This is a genomic window from Bifidobacterium criceti (assembly GCF_002286935.1).
In the GTDB taxonomy this organism is placed as follows: Bacteria; Actinomycetota; Actinomycetes; order Actinomycetales; family Bifidobacteriaceae; genus Bifidobacterium; species Bifidobacterium criceti.
This window is the reverse complement of sequence record NZ_MVOH01000006.1, coordinates 305,397-330,336: the sequence shown is the minus strand read 5'-3', so window position 1 is coordinate 330,336 and position 24,940 is coordinate 305,397. Positions and strand designations below refer to the sequence as shown.

The following is a 24,940-nucleotide window of genomic DNA, read 5'->3' as shown; positions in this document are numbered from 1 at the left end:
ATGCTCGATATTCAATTCATCCGTGAACACCCTGAAATCGTCAAGGAATCCCAACGCAAGCGCGGCGAATCGGTCGAACTCGTCGACGAGGTCCTACGCAGCGACGAAGTGCGCCGCACGTCGCTCAAGCAGTTCGAGGAAGCGCGCGCGAAGCAGAAAGAAATCGGCAAGCAGGTCGCGAAGGCACCGGCCGACGAGAAGGCGGCGCTCATCGCGCAGACGAAGGAACTGGCCGAACAGGTCTCCGCATACAAAGCGGACGCGGACGCGGCGAACGAACAGTACACGACGGCGATGTGGCAGCTGTCGAACATCGTCGAACCCGAAGCGCCCGAAGGCGGCGAGGACGATTACGTCGTCGTCAAGAAGGTCGGCACGATCCGCGACTTCGCAGCCGAAGGATTCGAACCGAAAGACCACCTCACGCTCGGCGAAGGCGTCGCCGGCATCGACATGAAGCGTGGCGTCAAGGTCTCCGGATCGCGCTTCTACTTCCTGCGCGGCGACATCGCGCGCATGCAGATCGCGATGCTCACGATGGCCGTCGACCAGGCGCAGGAGCATGATTTCGTGCTCGCGATCACGCCGACGCTCGTGCGCCCCGAAGTGATGCGCGGCACCGGCTTCCTCAACTCGCACGCCGACGAGATCTACCGTCTGCGCGAACCGGACGAGGACTACCTCGTCGGCACGTCCGAAGTCGCGCTCGCGGGCATGCACGAGGACGAGATCCTCGACCTGAGCGACGGGCCGCTGCGCTACTGCGGCTGGAGCTCGTGCTACCGCCGTGAGGCGGGCGCCGCCGGCAAGGACACGAGTGGCATCATCCGCGTCCATCAGTTCGACAAGGTCGAGATGTTCGTGTACTGCAAGCCCGAGGATTCCTATGAGCAGCACAAGCACCTGCTCGCGATGGAAGAGGAGATGCTCGGCAAGGTCGAGGTGCCGTACCGCGTCATCGACACGGCCGCCGGCGACCTCGGCTCGTCGGCCGCGCGCAAGTTCGATTGCGAGGCATGGGTGCCGACGCAAGGACGCTACCGCGAGCTCACGTCGACGTCCAACTGCACGCAGTACCAGGCGCGCCGCCTCAACATCCGCGAACGCGTCGAGCACGGAACCGAGCCGGTCGCGACGCTCAACGGCACGCTCGCGACGACGCGTTGGCTCGTCGCGATCATGGAGAACCACCAGCAGCAGGACGGTTCGATCGTCGTGCCGAAGGCGATGCGTCCGTACATGGGTGGCAAGGAAGTCATCGAGCCGACGGCATGGGAGGCGTGACGCCTTCCGCGTCCGACGCTTCGCGCGGGCACGGCGGTCGCTGTGGATGTGGCCTGTCAGGGCACACGCCATGCTATACTGTTCGTTCGTGCACCGCGTGCACATTGGATAGGTGTCCGAGCGGTCTAAGGAGACGGTCTTGAAAACCGTTGATGGGCAACCATCCGCGAGTTCGAATCTCGCCCTATCCGCCTACAGGGTTTCCGGTTCCGGCCGGAAGCCCTTTTTTCATGCATGGCCGCCGTCAGATGCGCCGCCTGTCCGGTTCTGCAGCTGGGGTCTGCAGGTTGGGGCGCAAATAGAACTGCTGGCGTCCGGTTTGGCAGCTGGGTTACGAGCCGATGATGCCGAAGAAGTCGGCGAGTGTCAGGGCGAGCAGCACACACACGGACAGCATGCCGATGATCCATGAGTGTCCGCGCGACAGGCGGTATTCCTTGCGTGGCACGTCGGGGTCGGCGTCGCATGCGTCGATGTCGCCCGGCCCATAGAAGAAATACAGGCGCACCCATAGCCAACACAGCATGATGATCGCGATGAGCGCGGCGACGCGCAACGCGGTCCATCCTGCGTCGAGCGCGGCCGCATGGTCCTCCAGCTTGAGCGCCGCGCGTGCGACGAACACGAAGTAGGCGATGAAGCCGCATGTGATGAGTGGCGTGAGGATGATGTTGCCGATGATGAGCGTCTTCGTCTGTGGTGCGTAGCGGTGCACGAGCGTGCGGCCCTTGCGGCCGGGCGATTCGACGTCGCAACTGCCGCGCCGCGAGAACGCGATGCAGCAGCCGATGACGACGGCGAGCCACAGCAGCACGACGAGCACATCGACGATGATTATCTCAAGGAGCGAATGGACGCAGCCGGGTTTCACGTTCGCCGGGACCGCGAACTCCTGGAACGGCTGCGTGCCCGCGATCGGCGGCACCGCCCAATCCGTGGCCGTTGCGCCCGCGGCGACCGCGTTGATCCAATCCTCCAGATTGTGCGTGTAATGCTTGTCGAGTTGGAGGCCGGGAAGGGAGAGCGACGAACCGGTGCGCATCTGGTGGTTCGTCGGATAGTAGCGCACCGTCACGTTGTCGTTGCCGACGTCATGCGCGTCGTGGATGAGCTGCTGCGCGCCCTGTTCGCACGGCATCGCAGGATCCCTCGTACCGTAGTTGACGAGGAGCGGCATCGTCAGGTTGCGCCGGTAGGCGGCGGCGTCGAAGTTCGCGTATGCGGGGCCGAAGGGGGAGAAGTCGAGGCTGATGAGCTTCGGGATGATGCCGATGACGCCGCTTGGCGCGCCGATGATGTTGAGGTACTGCGTCGCCGCCATCGCCATCTGCTGGCGTGGTGCGAACACGGGGGCCGACGTCAGCACCGCGAACGCGATGTGCTTGTCCCGGTCCGCCATGAGCGTCGCGATCCATGTGCCTTCCGATTCCGCGTAGATGCCGGCTTTCGACGCGTCGACGCCGTTCCATGCGCGCAACGTGTTGAGGCCGGCGAGGTAGTCTTCGGCGTTCGATGCGTAGTCGCGCGACAGGGCCGTGTAGTTGTCGAGGCGTTTGTCCTGTACGAGCGTCGTGATGCCCGCTGACGCCATCGCGCCCGCGATGTCCCCGTAGACCTCCGAGGCTTTGCCGGTGCCCGCGCCGTGTATGAACGAGCATGCGGGGCGCCCTTCCGGTGCGCCAATCGGTTCGCGCACGATCGCGTTGACGGTCTTGCCGCCGCTTATGTTGAGGCGGATCTTCGTTTCCTTGACCTTGTAGGTGCCTTCCTGGGGTGTCGTGATGCCTTTCGCGGCGATCGCCGTGTCACTCGTCGAGACGGTGATATGCGCGCTGAGTGGCTCGATGCGCCATGGTGGCATCATCAACGCGCTCACACCGAGGAACAGTGCGAGCGTGAGCGCGGAGATGACGAGCGTCCATGCGAATTGCTTCCAGAAATGCTGCACGATTCCTCACTGTACCGTCAGCCTTGCCGATTCTTCGGCGCAAAGCGCAACGGTTCGTTCCGTCCATGGACTACCACGCCGCGCGTTCCGCTTCGTCACGTTCCGCTTCGTCGAGTGCATCGATGCCGATGAGGCGCATCGTGCACGCGACCGTCTCCTCGGCGATGTTGCCGCCGCGTCGTGCGGTGTCCTCGACGAACCGTTCGTACAGGTCGAGCGTATGCTGCCGGTACGTGCCGAGTTCGCCGCGCAGATATGTCTCGTACGATGTCTGCTCCGGTGTGTCCTGATCGGTCGTCAATACGCGCATGTTCGCGCCGATGTGGGGGTAGTGCTCCATGAATGTGCGCGCCCAGGCGACCTGCCGCGCGATGATGCGTTCCTGCTGCCTGACGCGTGCCTCGTCCAACGTCGGGATGTAGGGCGCGACGTCGCGTCCGTAGCGTTCCGGTTCGGTCGACGCCATCATGCGCGCGTATTTCTCCTCGACGAGGTTGCGTCCGTCATGTGCCGCGGCCTCAAGGTCTTGCAGATACGATGTGAGCAGCGCGTCGGGCCATGTCATGAACTGGCTTGTGCGCATGAGTGTGAACATCGGTTTGTTGCCTTGGCATGACGCACGGCCGCCTTCGTTCACCGTGTGCTGGAACATGTCCCATTCAGCCGCCACGATCTGCTCGATCGTGGCGCGTCGTGCATCGTCCATTGACTGGTCGTCCGTTGGTTGGTCGTTCATATGATGCTCCATCGTGTCCGTATCCGTGTGCTGTTGTGTGGGTGTCGATTGTCAGATGCTGTGCAGGCATTGTGCGGGATCGTGGATGTGCGATTCGATATAGGGGCGCTGCCATTCGAGGAAGTCGTCGTCCGAGTCGGTGAGTCCCTGCCGTTGGAGTTCGGTGACGATCTGCGCGCATATCGTGCCGATGAGGGATTCGGCCGCCTGCACATGTGGTGCGGCGCCGGCACCGCCTTCACCGAATCCGGCGCCGCCGAAGCATGCGGCGGACGCATGACGCAACAGTTCCTCAAGTTCGCCGCACACTTCGGTCAGCCGCATGCCCGCACGCCGGCTCAGCGCGCGCAATGCGGCGAAACGCCATTTGTAGTACGGTGCGTAGCCGACCGTCACCGGGTTGTTGAGCAGGAACACGAGCGACGAGACGGCCATCACATATTCGTCGATGCACAGCCATGCGGCGGCGCCGTCGCCGCGCGCGAGCATGCGCGGCACATTGTATTGGCCGGCTTGCGCGACCATGCCGAGCCCGCGTGAGATCCACGCGAGCCGCACATCGTCGGGCGGCGTGCGGAACGATCGGCGCGTCTTCGAGAACTCGCCGAGCGGATCTGCGAAGACGCGGCCGTTCGTCGCGTTCGCCAACGTCGCCTCGTCGAGCATCATCCACAGATGGGGCTCGTCGGCGTCGGGTGCGGTCGGATACCCGGTGAGCGACGTGAAGAACCCGTGTGTCGGGAACACGCCGTCACGTCTGCCGTCGCCTTGCGCGCGCGGTGATGTCGCGGAGCGCGAGACGCCGTCGAAATCGCGCGGGAGCGCTTCGTAGTCATGTTGCAGTGGTGCGCCGATGGCCGCATAGTCGTCGTCGGTGAGCCACAGGCAGAACCTCGCGCCGAAATCATGGTCCTCGGACGTCTCGTCGTCGAAGCCGAAGCATTCCGACCCGGGGCCGACGAGTCCCGCCGCGATACGGCCCGCATACCGCGGATAGCGTTCCTCGACCATCGGTTTGCCGTAGGCGAGCCAGAAGTCGCGCGCAAGCCGCATGCCGCTGCGGCGCTCCTTCGTGCGCGCGGTCGCTGCTGCGGCGTCCGTTGTGGTGGTGCCATCAACCGCCTCATTCGCCGTCTTCGTGCTCTTGGCCACGCCGTTCGTATGCGCATCATCCGCAGCCGCATGCCCCGCCCTGCCGAGCGCGTTGCGCGCCTCATCGAGATTGGCCGCGGTGATGCGGTAATAATCGGTGTCCTCGCCGTAGCAGATGCGGATGATGCCAAGTGCGCGTTCATAATAGTGCATGGCATCCGCGAAACGCCGCTGCGCGAACGCGACCTGTGCGGCCGCCGCGAGCGCGGACGCGTAATGGGCGCTGTCTTCGGCGTGCGCGTTCCGGTAGATCGCGAGCGCGCGTCCGGCGCATGCGGCGGCTTTGTCGAGCGTCGCGGCCGTGTCCGTATCCGCGGATTGTGCCGTGAGCAGCGCGAGCGCGAGGTTCGCGCATGTCGAGGCGATGTCGACGTCGGTTGCCGTGTCCACGCTGCCGTGTTCGAGGATCGCGAGTGCCGTGCGCAGTTCGTCGACCGCCTGTGCCGTGCGCCCCGTCTCGCTGTAGAGCATCGACAGGTTGTTGTGGAGCGCCGCGAGCCGTCGATCGTCAGGTCCGTAGACGTGTGCGGCGCATGCGAGCGCCTGCGTGTAGAGGTCTTCGGCCTGGGCGTAGTTGCCGGCCGCGCGTTGCGATGTCGCCGCGTTGATGAGCGTCGTCGCCCACGCTTCGGTGCCTTCGAATCCAAGGCGCAACGCGAGTTCGATCGCGCGTTGGATGATCCACTGGTTGTCCTGGTGCCGCGATTGCGAACGGTAGAATCCCATCGTCTCGTTGAGCACGGTGAGCAGGCCGGGTATGTCTCCGGCGTTCTCGGCGGCGTCCATCGCGTCAAGGAGGTACGGTTCCGCCTTCGTCGCCGCCTCGTGGCGCGCGAAGATGGCGTCAAGACCGTCGAGGAAACGGTCGACGTCGAATCCGTCGTCCTTGCCGTCGTCCGCGCCGTGCGCATCCGCGCCGCCGTACGCATCGTGCACGTCCGCGCCATGCATGTCCGTGCCATGCGCGTGCGCATCGGTCGCATGTCCTTGCGCGCCTGCGCTGAACATCGTCAGTTTCGCGAGCAGATCGTCCTCGTCATCGTGCGCCATCGCCGCTCCCGTCGTCCTTCGCGGGCGTCCGATGCGGCGTCCGCGTCACTGACCACCATCGTAGGGCATTCGCGCGCATACACGCCGTCCTTGCGATCGCCTTGTGCGAACAGATGTTCGAATATGCGGCGTGTCGGGCACGGAAACGGCACTGTCACACAATGTGGCGGTCGGCCGCCCACAAGGTCAGCTCGTTGCGGTTCGACAGCTGCAGTTTGCGCAGCACCGAACTCACATGGGTCTCGACCGTCTTGACCGATATGAACAGTTCGGCGGCGGCTTCCTTGTACGTATAGCCGCGCGCGATGAGCCGCATGACCTCCTGTTCGCGCGTCGACAGGCGGTCGAGTTCGTCGTCGTGCGCCTCCTCGTCCGCGCCGTTCGCGCCTGCGGGGGCGCCTTGGAACGCGGAGAGCACGAATCCCGCGAGTTTGGGGGAGAAGACCGCGTATCCGTCGGCGACCTGCTCGATCGAATGGATCAGTTCGTTGCCGGTGATCGTCTTCGTCACATACCCACGTGCGCCCGCGCGGATGACGGCGCCGACGTCCTGCGCGGAATCGGACACCGAGAGTGCGAGGAACGCCGACGATGGCGACAGCGGCTGCGATGTCGTGAGGATCTCGGCGCCGCCTCCGCCGTTGCCGCCGGGGACGTGCACGTCGAGCAGGACGACGTCCGGTTTCGTGTCCGCGATCATCATGACCGACGATTCGACGTCGGCCGCCTGCCCGACGATGTCGAAATACGGCGTGAGCGTCGCGATGACGCCCGCCCTGAACATCTCATGGTCGTCGACGACGGCGATCCTCGTGCGCGCCGTATGCTCCTCATCCTGCCCGCTCATACGCGTTCCTTTCCTGCTTCCTGTGCGTCCGTATGCGCGTTCGCGCGCGTCGCGTCCTGTGACGCGATCGGCATATGCATGCGCACTTCGGTGCCCCACTGCGGCCGCGATACGATTTCGACGCTGCCGCCGCGGCGTCTGATGCGTCCGATGATTGATTCGCGTATGCCAAGCCGTTCGGGTGGCACATCCTCCATGCGGAATCCATTGCCATGGTCGCGCACGAACACCTCGACGAGCGCATCCGACGCCTCACAGTACACCGATACGGGTTCGCCGCCATGGGTGACCGCGTTGACCATCGCCTGCGCGGCTGCGTCGAGCAACGCGTCCGTCTGCGCGCTTGGGCGCGCGTCGCCGACGGTGACGACCTCGATTGGTTTGCCGTGGCTGTCCTCGATTTGTGCGGCGATCTGCGTGAGCCCCGCGTTGACCGACCGGTCCGAGGTTTTGCGTTCCTGATACAGCCAGCTGCGCAGTTCGCGTTCCTGTGAACGCGCGAGCGTGAACACGGTCTGTGGTTCGTCCGCGTGCAGTTGGATGAGCGCGAGCGTTTGCAGCACGCCGTCGTGCAGATGTGCGGTCATGTCCGCGCGTTCCTCCTCGCGTTCCTTCAATGCGCGCTCGTTCGTGAAGCCGCGCATGAGCGCCATGATCCATGGGGTGAGGGTGCCGATGACGGCGAACACGAGGAGCAGTCCGCTGACGAGGCTGCGCGCGAGCGTGACTTCGCCGTTCGAGAACAATGGCTGTACGAGGAAGACGACGTATGCGACGAATTCGAGCGCGACGCCGATCGCCGTCGTCGCGATCTGCCCATGCGGCGCGTTGTAGCGCATCCATGCGATGCCGAGGCCGATGATCGCGAGCGCGGCGGGAAGGATGCCGCCTGCACGCGAGGATGCCATGTTGAACATGATCGCGCATGCGATGAGCGATACGCCGAGCGCCGCGAACAGTGCGGGCTTCGACGCCTCCTCGAAGAACTGTTTGAGGCTTTCGCCCGAAAGCGTGGGCGTCGATGCGTCAAGGCCCGTGTAATCGTCGATCCCGGCGATGGGCTGCGCCGTGGTGCCCGACCCCGCATTGCCTTTCGCGAGCGGCGCGTCGGCCGCATTGCGCCGTTCCGCGATGCGCTGCGCCTCGGCGACCGGGTCGCCTGCGGGTACGAGGAGCCACAGGGCCACATAGGCGGCGAGACCGACGCCGTACAGCACGCATGCCGCGATGAACGCGAGCCGCACCCAGGCCACATGGACGCCGAGATGCATGCTCACGCCGCGCGCGACGCCGGCGATCCAGCGCCCTTTGCGTGGGCGCATGAGCGGCAGCCGCGCCGGCAGCAATGGCCGTGCGGCCGTTTCGGGCATCAGTGCCCGCGGCACCGGTGTGGCCCATGTCTCGGAAACGTTCTGCATGCCTACCATTGTGCCGCCCTTCGGGGAGAAAACCGAGCCCTGACGACAAGAATCAGGGGTTTTTCAGGGTGTCCCCTGAGGTGTTTCCCGCGGACGGCCTGCTGTAATGGAGCCATGAGCAACACACAGTACAACCCGCAGTCGCCGCAGGGGCAAGACGGCGCACAGGGATATCAGGCACCGAACGCCCAGCCGCAACCGACCGGCATGAGGCCGGAGGCGAGCTTCTTCCGTTGGATCCGCGAAAGCCGCGTCGAACGCACGAACAACCGCGTCATCGCCGGTGTTTGCGGGGCGATCGCACGCGAACTCGGCTGGAACGTGACACTTGTCCGTGTCCTCATGGTCGTCGCGTTCTTCTGCGGCGGTTTCGGCGCCGTGCTCTACGGCATCAGCTGGCTGCTGCTTCCCGACGAGTTCGACCACAGGATCCTCCTTGAGGAGGCGATCGACGGACACTGGGACTGGTCGTTCGTCGGCGTCATCCTCTGCATCCTCATCGGCGGATTCAGCGGCTTCGGCTTCTTCTGGTGGGGGTCGTGGAGCGTCAACGTCGGCGCGTTCCTCTTCGCCGCGCTCGCGTTCTTCCTGCTCGTCGACAACGGCCGCAGGCGCTTCGCCGCACAGGCCGGCGCACCGGGCGGCCCAATGCCGGGCCCGGGCTCCGCGCCGATGACGCCTCCGGCGAACATGCCCTATGGCGGCGCGATGCCGGCGAACGGACCCGCACCAACGCCAGCCCCATCAGCCCCATCCACATCGCCGCAGAATGGCCATCCCTTTCCGGCCGACATGTATATGAGCGGCGGCGAACCCGTCGATACAGCGCCGGCGTACGCCGCGGCGGCTCCGCAGCCGTCCGCGCCACAGCGGCCGGTGCAGCCGTCCACGCCAGCGCCGGCGGCCGCCGTGCCGACCTACACGGCCCCGGCGCCCGCACCGCGCCCTGACCGGTTGAAGACCGCACGCCGCAAGCCTGCGGGACCGGCGCTCGTCCTGCTCGTCCTCGGGCTCATCATCGCGTCGATGTCGATCTGCTCGTTCGCCGTGCGCGGCCTGTCGTTCGCGAGCTCGCTCCAGCCGGGCGTCCTCTACGCGGGCGTCGTCTGCGCCGTGATCGGCGTCATCATCATCGTCCTCGGCTGCTCCGGACGCCGTACGGGCGGCCTGCATCCGTTCGCATGGATCGCGATGTTCGTCGCGTGCTGCATGATGGTCGTCGGCGGCGCATGGACCGCCGTGAACGTCTACAAGCACAGCATCGACCACGATTACACGCCGATAAGCCTCGCGGGCGGCAACGTCGAACTGACGTCGTCCGCCGACGACCTGCGCAAACTCGAACGCGGCATCGCCGTGACCGGCAACAGCTACCGCCACAACCAGCTCAGCGTCAACCTGTCCGAGACGAAGAAGCACACGGTGTGGCTCAACGACGGGCATCCGGGCACGAGCACCTGCCCGACGGGACGCATCCCGATGACGGTCACGAACGCGCGCGTCGTCGTGACGATCCCCGACGGATGCTCGTGGAAGATCGAAAGCGGCGGCGCGAACTACCACACCGATTCGATCGGCGGTCCGTACACGATCATGTCACGCGGCAGCCGCTTCGCCGACATCGACATCGTCGGATGGGACAACGACGACATCGTCGGCTACTCGCACGTGCGGATCCCCGGTATCGAAGTCGAAGTCGGCGGCACCGACGACGACATCGACGATGAAGACACCGACGAAGACACGAACGATGAAGACGCCGACGACGAAGACACGAACGACGACACATGGGTCGCGACCGATGACATGTACTTCACGTCGCGCAAGATGGCGGACCTGTGCACGGGCCTGAGCGTCCAGGGCGGCCACGTCGATCTCGCGTCCGACGCGAACGCGCAGATGAAGCGACTCATCGAACACGACAAATACTGGCCGTGCGCGGTGAGCGCGGACAAAGCGCCGAAGGAAGCCGAACTCATCCTCGAGCCGAACGTGCTCATCTCGGGCGGCGTGAGCGTACGGTACGCGTCGCAGCGCTGAGCGAACACCGAACGGACTCAAGAAATGGATACCGACATGAACAACGCAACAGACCGCACCCACGATGACGACACCGAAGTCATCGCACAGGTCGACGAAACGACACCGATCGACGAAACGACACAGGTCGAAGATACAGTGCTCGAACACACCGCGCAGACGACGGAGCTCGATGTGCCGTTGAGTGAACGGTTCGCGGACTTCGACGACGACGCGAACGCCATCCCCGACGACGGGGACACGCGCGAGATGCCTGCGCAGACGCGTGTGATGCCTGCGCAGACGCGCGCTGCCGACGACACGACCATCGTGATCGAACAGGTCGACGTCGCCGACGACACGCCGACTTCGGCGTTGCCGGTGAGCGACGACGCGACGCAGCCGCTCTCCGGATGGTCGTGGTCGTCGGACGCGGCGGACGACGTTACCGAAACGGTCACTGATGGGGACACAGTCGCCGAAGCGAACACGGTCGTCGATGACGATGCGACGGGCGACGGCGAAACGATGGACAGCGCGGCGCAGGATGCGGATACGCGGACCGCCGTGGACGATGCGGCCGCCTACACGGCGTCCGCGGACGTGCCGCCGACGCCGCCCGCGGACGGCGTGCCGATGTACAGCGCGCCGCAGCCGGACATCGTACCGAAGGATCCCGTCCGTCCAAGCGGACCGAGCGCGGCGACGATCGTCTTCGGCAGCATCGTCACACTCGTCGGCGTGATCACGATCGTCATCGCCGCCTGTATGAACACGAACACATTGCAGTTCGTCGATTGGCGGGAGACGATCAACTGGATCCTCATGGGACTCGGTGTGCTGCTGTCCGTCGTCGCGATCGTGTGGGGCGTCGTCGCACACGTGCGCAACCGCCGACGCGACACGGCGCCCCCACAACCGTGAACGACTTCAACCGACCTCATGGTGACGAAAGGAGACGATAGGGACACACCACTCAACCAGGACGCCGCGGGCACCTCGCTTTTCCAGTTACCCATATCGTGACCGCGGCCGACTCACACGGACGCCGTCCCCACCGCTTCGCCGCGCCACGCTCGCAGCGAAGCGATGGGGACGGCGTTCCGCTTGCTACAGTGGCACACGTGGCACGGGGACGCGAACGGCGCGGCAATCGCACCACGGAAGGAACGGTCATGGACACGGCGAAGGACACAGGACGGCATCTGTTCACGGCGCGCACGGTGACCGCCGTCATGCCGCGGCGCGGCGGCGGCGAGACGACGGTGTTCCGCGGACTCTCATTCGATGTGGACGGCGGTGAGGTCGTCGACGTGACGGGACCGTCCGGATCGGGCAAATCGACATTGCTGACCGCATTCGCGCGGCTCAACGTGCACACAAGCGGCACATTCGCGCTCGACGGCAGGGATTCGGACACGTTCACACCGCAGATGTGGCGCAGCGTCGTCGCCTACCTCCCGCAGACGCCGACGCTCATCGGGGACACGGTCGCCGACGCGATCCGGCTGCCATGGACGCTCAAAGTACGGCACAGCGAACGTGCGCACGAACCAAAGGATCTGCTCACCGACGCGCACATCCGCGCGACGCTCGACGACATGGGTTGCGCGGACATCGACCTCGACCGCGCGCCGCGCGACCTGTCCGGGGGGCAGGCGGCGCGCGTGAGCCTTGCGCGGACATTGCTGACGAAACCGCGCGTATTGCTCGCCGACGAAGTCGACGCGGGACTCGACGAGGAGAACGCCGACAAAGTCGCCGATCTGCTCAAGAAGGCGGCGGACAACGGGACCGCCGTCGTGCGCATACGGCACCGTGCGCCCGACGGACGTGCGACGCGCATGGTCGTGCTCAAGGACGGCGTATTGCGCGATGTGCCGCTGCCGACGGCCGCGCAGGTCGCGGCTGCGGCGCGCGACGACGACTTCGGCGGCGACGACGTGGCGGCTGCCGCGTCAGTGGATGGCGCTGACGGTGCGGACAGTGCTCTTCGGAAGGAACGGTGAACGGATGAACGGATATTTCGATATCGATATCTGGGGACTCGTCGCGGCCGTCGTCATGGTCCTCATCGCGGCGGGCATCTCGGCGTTGATGAAAACAGGCGTCGCGACATCGCTCGTATGGGCGACCGCGCGTTCGCTCGTGCAGCTGCTCGCGATGGGCTTCATCCTGCAGTACGTGATCCGTCAGGACAATGTGTGGCTCGTCATCGGACTCATCGCGCTCATGCTGCTCGCCGCGGTGCAGATCACGATGGGACGCGCGACGGGTGCGCCGAAAGGCCTCGTCGGCATCGTACTGCTCGCGCTCGTCGTCACGATGCTGCTCATGCTCGCGATCGTCGCGGAACTCATCGTGCGTCCGAAACCGTGGTATGCGCCGCAGCTCGTCGTGCCCCTCACCGGCATGCTCCTCGGCAACACCGTGAGCGCGCTCGCGCTTGGCCTGAGCAGGTTCTTCGAATCGATGCGCGAACGGTACGCGGAAGTGAACACGTTGCTTGCGCTCGGCGCGACGAAATGGGAGGCGGCGAAACCGTCGATGATCTCGTCGATACGCCTCGGGCTGCTTCCGTCGGTCGCGATGCTCGCGTCGAGCGGCATCGTGACGATCCCCGGCATGATGTCCGGGCAGATCATCGCGGGGAAGAGTCCCGTGAGCGCGGCGAAATACCAGTTCGTCATCCTCGCGGCCGTCGCGGCGCTTACGCTCGTCGCGGATTCGATCATCATCGCGCTCATCTACAAACGTTGTTTCATCTCGTATGACCGGTATTTCGTGCCGGAACCGGCGAAACAACTGAGCCTCAAGGACCTCATCCGGTTGCGCAAGGACGTCCATCCCGACGAAAGCGCGGCCGAACTCAAGCGTGCGGCCGCCGACGACCGGCGTATGTCGGCGCGGTAGCGGCGTGTGCGGGTGGGTTGGCAGGTCGGAACTGTGGAACGGGACGGAAATGGCCCTGTGTGCGGGTGGGTTGGCAGATGGCGTCTGCCAAGCGGGACGGAACGGGTGGGTTGGTTGGTCGGGACTGTGGAACGGGACGGAAACGGCCCCGTTTGCGGGTGGGTTGGTAGGTGGCGTCTGCCAAACGGGACGGAATGGGTGGGTTGGTTGGTCGGAACTGTGGAACGGGACGGCAACGGCCCCGTTTGCGGGTGTGTTGGTAGGTGGTGGCTGCCAAACGGGACGGAACGGTGGAGTTGTGTACCGGTCTGCGTGCTATTCCGTGGCGCGGTACGCTGACGGCTGCGTAAGCGTACCGGGGTGCGGAAACAAAAAACCTCACCCGGAGGTGAGGTTTCGTGGTCGGGCTGGCGAGATTTGAACTCGCGGCCTCTTCGTCCCGAACGAAGCGCGCTACCAAGCTGCGCCACAGCCCGATGTTGCATTTCGGCAACAGATGACAGTTTACGCATCTGTGAAGGAATTGCAACTTCGGCGTGTCGCAGATGTTGTGCAGCGGTGCCGACGCCGTACGTACGTAAGTGTGCGGTGCAGTGGTGCGATGATGTACGACGACGTGCGGCGGTGGATACAGGGGACACCATGAGGTGGCACAAGGAATCGCACATGTATCGTGAACAGGTATCTTGGGTAGTATCCAGCAACAGTATCTATCTATAGGTAGTGGCGGGTGGCTACACTGGTGCGCTATACCAAGTCCACGCCGCGGCGCCCGCACGCATACGCACGATTGGGCGATGGGGTACTCGAACCCCCGACATCCAGCGCATGCCGCGCACATGCGCACCGACGCCGCGAAGCACACGAAGAACGAGAACGAGGACATGAGCGAACACAACGTGAATACCGAGAACGAACCGACCACCGATGCGCCTGTCGACGAGACCGTCGTCGTCAAGGACGAGGAGGTCGCCGCGCCGTCGATGAGCACCGTCGAACGTGCCGAACTGCTGCTCAAGCAGGATGAGACGATCGCACGCCGCATCGACGAGGGTGCGACGCTTGACGAGGCCGTCGATCCGTCGAACAAAGAGTTCGGGCCGCTCGCGCACCCGGAGCAGGTGCAGATGCGCGTCGCGAAACGCGCGATGATGCTCAAGGACGGCCTCAACCCGTATCCGGTCTCGCTTGATGTGACGGACACGATCGAGGCGGTGCGCGCGAAATGGGACGGCAAGCTTGAGCCGGGCGCGGAGACGGGCGACACGGTCGGCATCGCGGGCCGTGTCCTGTTCATCCGCAACGCCGGCGGCCTGTGCTTCGTGCAGCTCGCGGCGGGCGACGGCACGACGATCCAGGCGATGCTTTCGAAGAAGCAGATCGGCGCCGATTCGCTCAAGCTCTTCAAGCAGCTCGTCGACCTTGGCGACCACCTGTTCGTCAAAGGCCGTGTGATCGCGTCGAAGACCGGCGAACTGTCCGTGTTCGCCGACGAATGGGCGATCGCGTCGAAGGCGCTCCAGCCGCTGCCGACATTGCACAAGGAGCTCAACGAGGACACGCGCACGCGCAAGCCGTACATCGGCATGATCGCGGACGAGAAGATCCGCAACATGGTGCGCAACCGTTCGAAGGCCGTCTCGTCGCTGCGCCACACGTTCGAGGAACACGACTTCCTCGAAGTCGAGACGCCGATGCTCCAGACGATCCACGGCGGCGCTGCCGCACGCCCGTTCACGACGCATATGAACGCGTTCGACCTCGACCTCTATCTGCGCATCGCGCCGGAACTCTTCCTCAAGCGCTGCCTTGTCGGCGGCATCGACCGCGTGTTCGAAATCAACCGCGACTTCCGCAACGAAGGCGTCGACGCGACGCACGCACCCGAGTTCACGATGGTCGAAGCCTACGAGGCGTACGGCAACTACGACACGATCGCGGCACTCGTCAAGGAACTCGTCCAGAAGACCGCGATCGACGTCTTCGGTTCGACGAAGGTCACGCTCCTCGACGGCACCGAATACGACTTCGGTGGCGAATGGAAGCAGATGAGCATGTACGATTCGCTCTCCGAAGCGCTCGGCAAGGAGATCACCCCGGACACGTCCGTCGAAGAACTCGGCAGCATAGCCGACAAACTCGGCGTCGAACGCGACGACGTCGAGAACCACGGCAAACTCGTCGAACACCTCTGGGAACACTTCTACGAGGACAAACTCTACGAGCCGACGTTCGTCCGTGATTTCCCCGTCGAGACGTCGCCGCTCGTCAAGGCGCACCGCAGCAAGCCCGGCGTCGTCGAGAAATGGGACCTCTACGTGCGCGGCTTCGAACTCGCGACCGGCTACTCCGAACTCAACGACCCGATCGTGCAGCGCGAACGCTTCGTCGCGCAGGCGAAGGACGCGTTGGCGGGCGACGAGGAGGCGTGTGACATCGACGAGGACTTCCTTGAGGCGCTCGGCGTCGGCATGCCGCCCGCGGGTGGCATGGGCATGGGCATCGACCGTCTGCTCATCGCGCTCACCGGCGCGACGATCCGCGAGACGATCACGTTCCCGCTCGTCAAACCACTCAACAGCTGACCGTCATTCCGCCGACCGTTGTCGGTGACGGTTGTCCGATCGTCCGACGCGGTCGCGCGGCGAGGTGTTCCACCCGCCGCGCGACCGCGTTCGTCGTTGTATTGCCGTCCTCAATCGTTTCGCGGTGGGGTGGAATGGCGGCATAATTGGACACCTCATGTAAAGTGAACACCGTAACCAATCTACGGATAGGAAGAAGAGGACTCATGGACCCGAATCAGCAGCCGGGCGCGCCGATGCCGCCTCAGGGCGCCCCGATGGCGCAGCCGTCAGCGCGGGGGTCGTTCACACCGCCACAGCCGCAGCGTCCGCCGCAGGTCGCACAGCCGCAGCAGGTGCCGGGTGCCCCGTATATGCCGCCTCAGGGCGCGCCGCGTCCGCAGGGTGCGGCGAACGGCGGCGACTTCATGAAGACGCTCGCGACGCGCATCCAGCTTGGCAACCTGCATATCATCTATGCCGACTTCATCACGTTCTTCGGTGCGCTTCTTGGCGTCATCGCCGTGTTCGTGCCGTTCTTCTCCTACTCGGGAGAAACTGTGGCGCTCATCGCGTCGGATTCCGGCGGTGTCTTCTTCGGTTGGCAGTTCCTCGTGCTCACCGTTGCGATTGCAGGCCTCGCGTTCATCAACAACAAGGCCGTCCCGCTCACGCTCGCAATCGTCTATGTGTTGCTCTTCATCGACAATCTCGCATGGGGCGGCTTAAAAACATACGGGGGATTGCATTACCACGTCGGCTTCTATCTGATGCTCTTCGCCGCTATCTTCATGCTTGCCGGCACGATCATTGCGATGTGGCTCGAATCGCAGCAGACGAAGCTCCTCAACGGCACCGCGCGCCCTGCACAGCCGGCGCCGACCGCCTATCCGGCGCCAACGAACGCCTATGTCAACAACGGTTGGCAGTCCGGCGTCCCGCCGCAGCAGCCCGTCGGCACGACCGACACGAGCAATTGGCAGTTCGGTGTGCCGAACCGGCCGCAGCAGGCGACCCCTGCGCCGGCCCAGCCCGCGCCGACCGGACAGTTCCCGGTCGCGCCGTCCGCCGCTCCGGCAGCCTCTGCCGCCCCGAACGCCGCCGCCGCCCCGAACGCCGCCGCCCCGAACGCCGCCGAGAGCCCACTCCCGCCGTATGCGGCCCCGCGCGGCCAGCACGCCGCGCCGAACGAGCCGCCGACGCCGGGCAATCCGCTCATCTGATCCGTCCCGGTGACGCGTCGTCGTCACCGATGCCGGTACCTCCACGAAGGCCTCCGTCACGCGCGGAGGCCTTCGCATAGGTGCGTATGTTCGCACGACCGACGATATAGTCGATGCCTTCGCTATCATATGTGCATTGATTGAGCACATCGAGCGGACAGGACAAGGCAACCCGTGACGATCGAACAATACATTTCCGGTATGCGTCTGCGTACGCTTCCGCTTGGCGTCGCACCCGTATGGATCGGCGCGGCGGCGGGCGTCGGCGTCGTGCGCGACCGCGCCGCCGCATCCGCGGCGCCGTCGTGCACGATGTTCCACGGTGGTACGTCGTGTGTGCCGGATACCGCGCGCACGGCGACCGTCATCGTATTGTGTCTGCTCGTCGCGGTGCTGCTGCAGATCGCCGCGAACTTCATCAACGATTACTCCGATGGCATGCGCGGCACCGACGCGCACCGCGACGCGCGTGTGATCAACGCGCACCTCGACGACCTTGAGACACCGATCGACCGGATCGAAGTGCCCCCAGCGCGCCTCGTCGCATCAGGCGTGCCGCCGAAGCATGTGCTCGCGGCGGCTGTCGTCAATGCGGCGCTCGCATGTGCATGCGGCGTCGGCGTCATCATCGTGACCGGCTACTGGTGGTTCGCCCTCGTAGGCCTCGCGTGCCTCGTGGCCGGATGGTCGTATGTGGGCGGCCGCCATCCTTACGGATACCGTGGATTCGGGGAACTCGCCGTCTTCGTGTTCTTCGGGCTTGTCGCGACACTCGGCACGACGTTCGCGGTCGCGGGCGCCGTGGACGCGGCCGCATGGGTCGGCGCCATCGCGATCGGCTTCGTCGCCGTGAGCGTATTGAGCACGAACAACCTGCGGGACATCGATGAGGACCGCGCCGCCGGCAAACGCACATGGGCCGTACGTCTCGGGCGTACTTGGTGCACCGTGTGCACGGTCGCGCTCATCGCGGCCGTCGCCATCGCCGCGCTCGCCGCATGGGCCGCGACGAGCATCACCGGGGAGCGGCTGCCGCATTTGTCGGTCCTCTACGTGTTCTTCGGCATCCTCGGCGCGGTGTGCGTCGCGCTCACCGGATGGTTCGCGTCCCTTGACATCATCAAACGCCACTATATGCGCGCGATGCGTTCGCTTGGGCTGCTCGCGCTCGCGGCCGCGCTCACGTTCAACGGATTCGCATTGATGTGGTGAGTGCCTCGACGATATCGACGATACAATCGACGATATCGTGGAACACTGTGTGAAACATACAGTTCCGTGGTGCGACCGTCGTCCTGACGATGTGAGCGCGCGCACCGACGCGACACCTGCGCCGCGTGCGCACGGAATTTTGGCAGCACGCACCGCTAGACTGAAACGTATGACATATAAATTGGTACTGCTCCGACATGGTCAGAGCGAATGGAACAAGACAAATCAGTTCACCGGCTGGGTTGACGTCCCGCTGACCGACAAGGGCCGCGAGGAAGCCAAGAACGGTGGCAAGCTCATGAAGGAGAAGGGTGTCCTCCCGGACATCGTCTTCACGTCGCTGCTGCGCCGCGCGATCAACACGGCGAACATCGCGCTCGACGAGGCCGACCGCCTGTGGATTCCGGTCAAGCGTGACTGGCGTCTCAACGAGCGTCACTACGGTGCGCTCCAGGGCAAGAACAAGACCGAGATCCGCGAGGAGTACGGCGACGAGAAGTTCATGCTGTGGCGCCGCTCCTATGGCACCCCGCCGCCTGAGATCGACCCGAACGACCAGTACGCGCAGAACAACGACCCGCGCTACGCCGGCGATCCGGTTCCGGAAGCCGAGTGCCTCGCCGACGTCGTCGCCCGCGTCGAGCCGTATTGGGAAGCCGAGATCATCCCGGAGCTCACGAGCGGCAAGACCGTGCTCATCGCCGCCCACGGCAATTCGCTGCGCGCGATCGTCAAGATGCTCGACGGTCTGACCGAAGAGGAGATCGCGAAGGTCAACATCCCGACCGCGATCCCGCTCGTCTACGAGCTCGACGAGAACTTCAAGCCGATCAAGAAGGGCGGCGAGTACCTCGATCCCGAAGCCGCCGCCGCCGGAGCCGCCGCCGTCGCCGCGCAGGGTCAGAAGTGATTCCCGCACTGGACGTCGTGCCGCGCTGATCAATCCTGATCAACGATGACGATGTGGCCGGTTCCATCAGCTGATGGAACCGGCCACATCGTCATTGGAGGGGAAACGCGTTCAGCGCGCCACGCACGCCGTGCGCGTATCGTAGTAGCGCGTCAGTTCCGTGTATGTCCTCGCATGTGCGCACGTCACCTCGGCCATCTCCCTGACGAACGGCTCCGGCCAGATCGCGAACGCGCCGTAGGACGCCGCGTGTTCGAGGAGCCACATGCGCATGTCCTCCTCGGCTGCGCTCAGCGTCACGATATGCCATGTGCGTGAATCGGACGAGTCGGTCGCCGGTTTGACGCGCTTGATCACATGTCCGTAGTCGTCGCGCAGCCGCCCGAGCATCGCGCCGTCGACGCGCAACCGCAGCGTATGCGCCGCTCCCATGACCATATGGGTGCGTTCGTTGATGAACGTGATCGGATCGAAGGGTGCGAGTCCCGTGTCGTCGCGCGATGCGCCGTTGATGTCCCAAGCGTCCATCGGGATGCGGATCGCGTCGTCCTTGATGCGCACGTCGCGCACATGGTCGAGTTCGTAGCAGTGCAATCCCATCAGCGGATCGTTGCCTGCGGCGCCCATCGGCATGCCGGTGTTGTGCAGATGGCCGATGAGATGGAACCGGTCGTTCTTGACGACGACCGCGTATGGGTCGACGAACCGCGTCGCCGCCGTCATCGCGTGCGTGTTGAGTTCGTCGATGTCGCTGAACTCACCGAAGATGTCGACCGTTTCGTACGTGAATGTGACCGCGCGGCCGGCGGTGATCGCCTCCGTCAGGTCGCGCACGACCGCCATCATCGAGACGTTCGCCTGTGCGACGTCGTCGGATTCGCGTTTCGTGAGCGTCGGCAGCGCGTCGTCGTCGTCGGTGAGGTTGCACAGCATGTCGAGGACTTCGCCGACGAGGCACGAGTTGAGGCGCGACGAACGCAACATTGTCGCGAGGAGTGTCGCGACGCCGCTGTCGACGATCGGGGTGATGTATGTGCCGGGACGGTAGTCGGTGACGCCCTGTGCCTTGAGTTCCTTGACGTCTATTCTGCGCGGCTGTGTGCCGAGGATGCGGTGTGTCTTGAGATAATCAAGGTAGTTGTAGATTGTGCGGATTCCGGGTTCCTTGAATGTCGGGTGGTCCGGATTGTCTTCGAATGTGCGCACGATTTCGTCGCGCATCTGCCTGACCGTCAATCCGTGGTGCGCGTCCGTGTGCTTGAGCAGCACGAGCCACAGGTCGAATGCCCCATAGTTGTGTCCGTCGTTCGATTTCTTGTGCGCCGTCATATCGATCCGTCCTTCCATATCGCGATCCATCCGTTGTGTGGTCGCGGTCCGTTCGTGTATCCGTACCGTCCATTCCACGCTACCGCCGCTATCATCAATGATGAAAAATATTGCATACGCAAGTTGTGAGTAAGTATCATGTGTGTCGCGTGCGTTGTGTGCAGGCACATGCCACGTCGCGCGCGTCCGTCGTCTATCATGGGGAACGATATGCCGCGCCGTGGTGTATCGGTCGGTTCGCCGGGAGGAAACATGGCACAGGAGTACGCGAGTGATGAGGCTGCCGCCGAAGAGGAAGCGTACCGTGTCGCCGCAGGCCTGCGCAATGGTGTATGTACCGATGCCGACGGCGGCGTCGAAGGCCTGTTCTGGGTCGATGCGGACACGACGCTCGCGCAATTGCAGCACGCGCTCGACATGTTCAGTGCGGCGGCCCCGACCGTGTTCACGTACGAAGCGGTCGAATGCCCGCAATTCACCGTCGACGACCTGCTCGACGACCACTACCATTTCCGTGACGATCCAAGTGCGTTCATCCCGAAACAGACGTATGCGGAGGATGGCGAACTCCACGTCGGCTACTATCTCGTCGCCGACGAGGGACCGTGGTTCCCGGGGCGTGCGGTCGACATCGAAGGGGACGGCCGTCTTGTGAGCGCAATCGAGACGAGCACAACGTATACCGAGGACGGTACTCCAAGTGCGCGATCGAGCATCGACTATATCAATGGTGTGTTCGATGCGGACTCCGTCGACCGCATCGTCGCATATTTCCACGATCGTCCGTCGTCGGGGGTCTTCCTCGTCAAGGAACTGCGTACAGGGCTCGCGTTCCCGGTGACGCCGCGTTCGGTGCTCGATTGGCGCACCGACCGCATCGAGGACGCGGGCGGTGCCGCGGTGCGCAAGGACTGCATCGATTGCATAAGCCACGCGCACTACATCGTCCACCATCCGCTTGGCCGCGCCGACATACACGAACACTGACATACGTGACCACTGACGCAACATATTTCCTGTCCGCTGACGATGGCCGACACTGGGGACGAACCCAAGTGCACAGCGAAGGAAAGGTACAACGATGGCCATGACGATAGGGAACAGGACATACGCGGGCGTCGACGTGACGTCGAACGCCGACGGCACACGAGTGAGCATGACGGTGCCGATGTCGCCGACGATGACGTACGGCGACGTGCGCGCGATCGTCGACGAGATCGCGCGCACGTCGCGCGGGACGATGCGGTTGCGCGTCATCAACGCACCGGACTACGACATCCCCGACCTCTACGACGATGACGGACGCCGCAAACAGCGCTACCAGCCGCCGATCCCGATGACGAACCAGTCCGGCGCACGCCAATACACCGTCTACGACACGCTCGGATTCTGGAATCCGTACGATGCGCGGCAATTCGACGCGCACGAGGGGTTCACGCCATACGTGAGCACCGTGTGCGAACGTGGCGACGACGGCCGCATCGTCTACGACGCCGACGAGTTGCGCTACAACGACGTGTTCGACAGGGCCGCGTTCGACACCCTCATCCCCGACTTCGGCGCGGGCGACGACATCGGCGTCTACATCCTCGAGGAATCCAACAGCGGCGTATGCGTGCCGCTCACCGAGGATTCGTGTGTGCTATGGAAATTCGACGACGACGGATGGAACATCGTCAACCGCCTCACCGTCATATCGGGTGCCGCGATGCGCCGCGAGCGGTGGCAGCATGCGCTCGTCAACGGCGACGCGTACGTGCATGACCTGGGCAGCGACGACACCGCGCACCGCGCACGCTACCGCGACATGTGCCTCGACGCGGAGATCGCGCGCGACGAGAACCTGCTCGCGCGCGCATTGCGTGGCGAGGACGTGCATGGCGAACTCGACGCGCTCGCGCGGCGCACGACGCCGCTCGTCGAACCGAAGTGAGCGCCGCGCACACGGATACGGATACGAATACGACTACGACTATGGATACAGACGGATACGGATACGAAAGGACGCGAGGAATCATGGGGACAGCGACATTGGTGCGGGGTATGACGGCGCACAAGACGGCGACACAGGAGACGTTCGAGACGAACGTCGCGTTCGAGGAGATCGTCGACGACCACGCATTCGACGACATCGACCTTCCACCGATCGACGATGACGACGATGGCGGCGGACGCGTCTGCGAATGGAGTGACGAGGCGTGCACGCAGACGCCGGGGTACTACGTCGTCGCGTTCTGCCAGGACCCGCAGTGCGACGCGCGTCACAGGACGTACCTGTGCAAGGAGCATTACGCGTACCGCCTCAACGATACGCTGCGCCACCTCGCCGTGTGTGGCGGCGTCGCGCATGCGGTCGGCGGTGTGGAACGTGCGCGTGCAGTCGCCGCGCACGTGTGCGGATTCGGCCGCATCGGACACGCGTGAGGTGCGGTGACGCGGCGTGACGGGTGGCGGCGGCGGACCTCACCGAACCCAAGGATGCGCGCACGAGCCCGGCCAATCCGGCATGCGCCCCACGCGTCGTTGCGATGCGCATGACGAACGGCAAGGGCCAGGGACTCCACTTCGCGCAGGACAGTGAGGGATTGAAGACGGTCTATCTTTCCGGAAGCTCGAATGGTGTGTTCCCGAACGATCCGATCCGCGCGCCGAGGGGCAGTGCGATGAAAGCCCCGGCGAAGAGTGATGCGGTCACGTTGCTTGCGTTGCCGGAGGACAAGCTTGCCGCATTTGTCGACGCATGGATCGATTTCAGTCTTGCCGCCAACGTCGAACGTGACGCGCAGGCTGTCCGGCGTGCAGATGGGGCGTCCGAGGAGTGACCATCCCATCTGATTGATCGTTGGCATCCACAGGCCCGCCAGGGGACGCAGTGCATCGCGTCTCCCGGCGGGCCTGTGGTCATAGGGGGGGGCGAGTATGCGTGCGGTCGGCGCGCGCACGCGTGGATTCGGGCGTAGCACGCACATGTGAGCTCGTCGTTTGACGGATTCGGCTGGGCAGGGCCCACGGTGGGAAGTCATCGTGGCCCCTCATGGTGAGTGATAGGGGATGCGTGTGGCTGTATTCACATGGAATATGCAATATTCTGCATGTTCTGGAAACGACTACCAGAATATTGCTTGTCAATAATCACCGGATCTGACGATTGCGGAAAACGCCAGCAATGGCACCCGCATGCGAGATCCCGCAACTCAAGGAAATGAGGTAGCAATGGGTTGGTTCAGCGATGATGAACGATACCGTGTGAAGGTCAAGCACATGTTCCAGCAGGATGAGGTGCTTGCATCCGGCGTATCAAAGGAAGAAGCGGAACGCATCCGACGTGACTACACCGGACCGGGCACCGTCATCGTCGAGCCCTGCTGAGCTGGGGTATGCGGACGATAGGTGAGGGCGATGATGTCTCTCCGCACGGCTGCGGATGGACATCATCCACTGTTCGGCCGCCGAAAAGCAACGGGCGAATTGTTGAGTTGGGGAGTGATGGACCACATGGATCGCGCTGATAGCTTGGGGCATCCGCATGCTGTCTACGAAGGTGTTCGCGAAGTACGGCCGGGAGAGTATTACGCCGAATTCTGGATGTCGCCGATCGTGGATGCCATGATGCTGCAATCAGCTTTTGACGACTTCCGCATGGACGGTGCGTGCGGGCTCAGCTTTACCGTCCATCGCATACGCTCCTTTGACCGTCCGTCCTCGATGCTGTTCCTCAAAGACGACGCGCAGGATTGGCCTTGGCGTACGTTGTTGCTGCCTTGGCGCACGGATGGCACCCACATTGAGCCGCGCATCCCCGCCGCAGCCGGGGAGTTATGGGACCCATCGCATGCGCGTGCACTCGAATCCGCAGGACGTGTCCTGCCGCGCATCAATTGGGGCAATGCCTATGAGAATGGCAAACTTGTGCGTAATACACGACGCCATGTCATGTGCGTCAACGATGTATGGCGGCCGCTCGATGATTTCATTGATCATACCTTCATCGGCAATGGCGAAGATCTCGTCCAAGGTGTCTTCATTGTCCACGAGCACACGACCGATGTGATGTTCCCTGTCACTGACGCTTCAGTGCTCCAGTGGCGCATGTTCATGTCACCGACATACCGTGAGACCTATTTCAACGTTGTCGGTCGTGCGATTGCGATTCGCCGGGCATTGGCGAAGGGGCTTATCGTACAGCGGTAACGTGGAGTGGCTTGAGTGTCATATAGGTGGGGATGAAGCTGTTGTGACATATTCTGCACTCCTCGTTTCGCCGTGACAAGATAATCGCATATCAGATTAATGCTATGTGAAAGGACCATTAATGCTTCAAAAGAAGAAGATGAG

Annotated in this window: 21 protein-coding genes and 2 tRNA genes; 16 read left to right on the top strand and 7 right to left on the bottom strand. The window is 64.0% G+C overall.

Going from position 1 to position 24,940, the window contains the following annotated elements:
- The gene (gene serS, locus B1526_RS03090; RefSeq protein ID WP_095614719.1) at window positions 1-1,284 is read left to right on the top strand and encodes a serine--tRNA ligase; all 1,284 of its coding nucleotides are present in this window, start codon (window positions 1-3) and stop codon (window positions 1,282-1,284) included.
- Between the two features lie 106 nt (window positions 1,285-1,390).
- Window positions 1,391-1,475, top strand: a tRNA-Ser gene (locus B1526_RS03085).
- A gap of 140 nt (window positions 1,476-1,615) precedes the next feature.
- Here the strand turns inward: B1526_RS03085 and B1526_RS03080 are convergent.
- The 5 genes from B1526_RS03080 to B1526_RS03060 all read right to left on the bottom strand — a co-directional run bounded on the left by B1526_RS03080 (window position 1,616) and on the right by B1526_RS03060 (window position 8,387).
- Entirely contained in the window at window positions 1,616-3,232 is a 1,617-nt protein-coding gene (locus B1526_RS03080; RefSeq protein WP_235607002.1) for an alpha/beta hydrolase family protein, read from the bottom strand.
- A gap of 70 nt (window positions 3,233-3,302) precedes the next feature.
- Window positions 3,303-3,968, bottom strand: a complete 666-nt coding sequence (locus B1526_RS03075; RefSeq protein WP_235607001.1) for a DUF4125 family protein — start codon at window positions 3,966-3,968, stop codon at window positions 3,303-3,305.
- Window positions 3,969-4,019: 51 nt separating this feature from the next.
- Window positions 4,020-6,128 carry a DUF4037 domain-containing protein gene (locus B1526_RS03070; protein WP_407640987.1) on the bottom strand — a complete coding sequence of 703 codons (2,109 nt, stop codon included), beginning with the start codon at window positions 6,126-6,128 and terminating at the stop codon, window positions 4,020-4,022.
- A gap of 196 nt (window positions 6,129-6,324) precedes the next feature.
- Entirely contained in the window at window positions 6,325-7,017 is a 693-nt protein-coding gene (locus tag B1526_RS03065; protein ID WP_095614618.1) for a LuxR C-terminal-related transcriptional regulator, read from the bottom strand.
- Entirely contained in the window at window positions 7,014-8,387 is a 1,374-nt protein-coding gene (locus B1526_RS03060) for an ATP-binding protein (protein WP_201260119.1), read from the bottom strand. Before B1526_RS03060 ends, B1526_RS03065 begins: the two co-directional genes overlap by 4 nt.
- Window positions 8,388-8,549: 162 nt before the next feature.
- Between B1526_RS03060 and B1526_RS03055 the strand changes: the two genes are divergently transcribed.
- The 4 genes from B1526_RS03055 to B1526_RS03040 all read left to right on the top strand — a co-directional run bounded on the left by B1526_RS03055 (window position 8,550) and on the right by B1526_RS03040 (window position 13,367).
- Entirely contained in the window at window positions 8,550-10,475 is a 1,926-nt protein-coding gene (locus B1526_RS03055) for a PspC domain-containing protein (protein ID WP_162287925.1), read from the top strand.
- 36 nt (window positions 10,476-10,511) lie between these two features.
- Window positions 10,512-11,378, top strand: a complete 867-nt coding sequence (locus B1526_RS03050; protein ID WP_095614616.1) for a hypothetical protein — start codon at window positions 10,512-10,514, stop codon at window positions 11,376-11,378.
- A 251-nt stretch (window positions 11,379-11,629) separates the two neighbouring features.
- Entirely contained in the window at window positions 11,630-12,463 is an 834-nt protein-coding gene (locus tag B1526_RS03045; protein ID WP_095614615.1) for an ABC transporter ATP-binding protein, read from the top strand.
- A 4-nt stretch (window positions 12,464-12,467) separates the two neighbouring features.
- Window positions 12,468-13,367 (top strand): ABC transporter permease, encoded by a 900-nt coding sequence (locus B1526_RS03040; protein ID WP_095614614.1) that lies wholly within the window; start codon window positions 12,468-12,470, stop codon window positions 13,365-13,367.
- A 399-nt stretch (window positions 13,368-13,766) separates the two neighbouring features.
- On the opposite strand, the gene B1526_RS03035 is transcribed toward B1526_RS03040, so the two are convergent.
- Window positions 13,767-13,843 (bottom strand) — tRNA-Pro (locus B1526_RS03035).
- A 507-nt stretch (window positions 13,844-14,350) separates the two neighbouring features.
- Here B1526_RS03035 and lysS point away from each other — a divergent pair.
- The 4 genes from lysS to B1526_RS03015 all read left to right on the top strand — a co-directional run bounded on the left by lysS (window position 14,351) and on the right by B1526_RS03015 (window position 19,276).
- Window positions 14,351-15,952 carry a lysine--tRNA ligase gene (gene lysS / locus B1526_RS03030; protein WP_095614715.1) on the top strand — a complete coding sequence of 534 codons (1,602 nt, stop codon included), beginning with the start codon at window positions 14,351-14,353 and terminating at the stop codon, window positions 15,950-15,952.
- A gap of 206 nt (window positions 15,953-16,158) precedes the next feature.
- Window positions 16,159-17,154 (top strand): hypothetical protein, encoded by a 996-nt coding sequence (locus B1526_RS03025; RefSeq protein ID WP_095614613.1) that lies wholly within the window; start codon window positions 16,159-16,161, stop codon window positions 17,152-17,154.
- Between the two features lie 174 nt (window positions 17,155-17,328).
- Window positions 17,329-18,366 carry a 1,4-dihydroxy-2-naphthoate octaprenyltransferase gene (gene menA / locus B1526_RS03020; RefSeq protein ID WP_235607000.1) on the top strand — a complete coding sequence of 346 codons (1,038 nt, stop codon included), beginning with the start codon at window positions 17,329-17,331 and terminating at the stop codon, window positions 18,364-18,366.
- A gap of 169 nt (window positions 18,367-18,535) precedes the next feature.
- On the top strand, window positions 18,536-19,276 hold the full coding sequence (locus B1526_RS03015; protein ID WP_095614612.1) for a phosphoglyceromutase: 741 nt from the start codon (window positions 18,536-18,538) through the stop codon (window positions 19,274-19,276).
- Window positions 19,277-19,387: 111 nt separating this feature from the next.
- Here B1526_RS03015 and B1526_RS09095 read toward each other — a convergent pair whose 3' ends face one another.
- Window positions 19,388-20,623, bottom strand: a complete 1,236-nt coding sequence (locus tag B1526_RS09095; RefSeq protein ID WP_157908687.1) for a WYL domain-containing protein — start codon at window positions 20,621-20,623, stop codon at window positions 19,388-19,390.
- 234 nt (window positions 20,624-20,857) lie between these two features.
- On the opposite strand from B1526_RS09095, the gene B1526_RS09090 reads away from it, so the two are divergent.
- The 6 genes from B1526_RS09090 to B1526_RS08960 all read left to right on the top strand — a co-directional run bounded on the left by B1526_RS09090 (window position 20,858) and on the right by B1526_RS08960 (window position 24,796).
- Window positions 20,858-21,592 (top strand): hypothetical protein, encoded by a 735-nt coding sequence (locus B1526_RS09090; protein ID WP_157908686.1) that lies wholly within the window; start codon window positions 20,858-20,860, stop codon window positions 21,590-21,592.
- A gap of 100 nt (window positions 21,593-21,692) precedes the next feature.
- On the top strand, window positions 21,693-22,538 hold the full coding sequence (locus B1526_RS03005; RefSeq protein WP_157908685.1) for a hypothetical protein: 846 nt from the start codon (window positions 21,693-21,695) through the stop codon (window positions 22,536-22,538).
- Window positions 22,539-22,648: 110 nt separating this feature from the next.
- Window positions 22,649-23,029 carry a hypothetical protein gene (locus B1526_RS03000; RefSeq protein ID WP_095614609.1) on the top strand — a complete coding sequence of 127 codons (381 nt, stop codon included), beginning with the start codon at window positions 22,649-22,651 and terminating at the stop codon, window positions 23,027-23,029.
- 23 nt (window positions 23,030-23,052) lie between these two features.
- On the top strand, window positions 23,053-23,427 hold the full coding sequence (locus B1526_RS02995) for a hypothetical protein (protein ID WP_095614608.1): 375 nt from the start codon (window positions 23,053-23,055) through the stop codon (window positions 23,425-23,427).
- Between the two features lie 391 nt (window positions 23,428-23,818).
- Entirely contained in the window at window positions 23,819-23,974 is a 156-nt protein-coding gene (locus B1526_RS09085; protein ID WP_157908684.1) for a hypothetical protein, read from the top strand.
- Window positions 23,975-24,004: 30 nt separating this feature from the next.
- A complete protein-coding gene (locus B1526_RS08960) occupies window positions 24,005-24,796 on the top strand; it encodes a hypothetical protein (protein ID WP_133088422.1) in 792 nt (263 codons plus the stop codon).
- The last annotated feature ends 144 nt before the right edge of the window (window positions 24,797-24,940 follow it).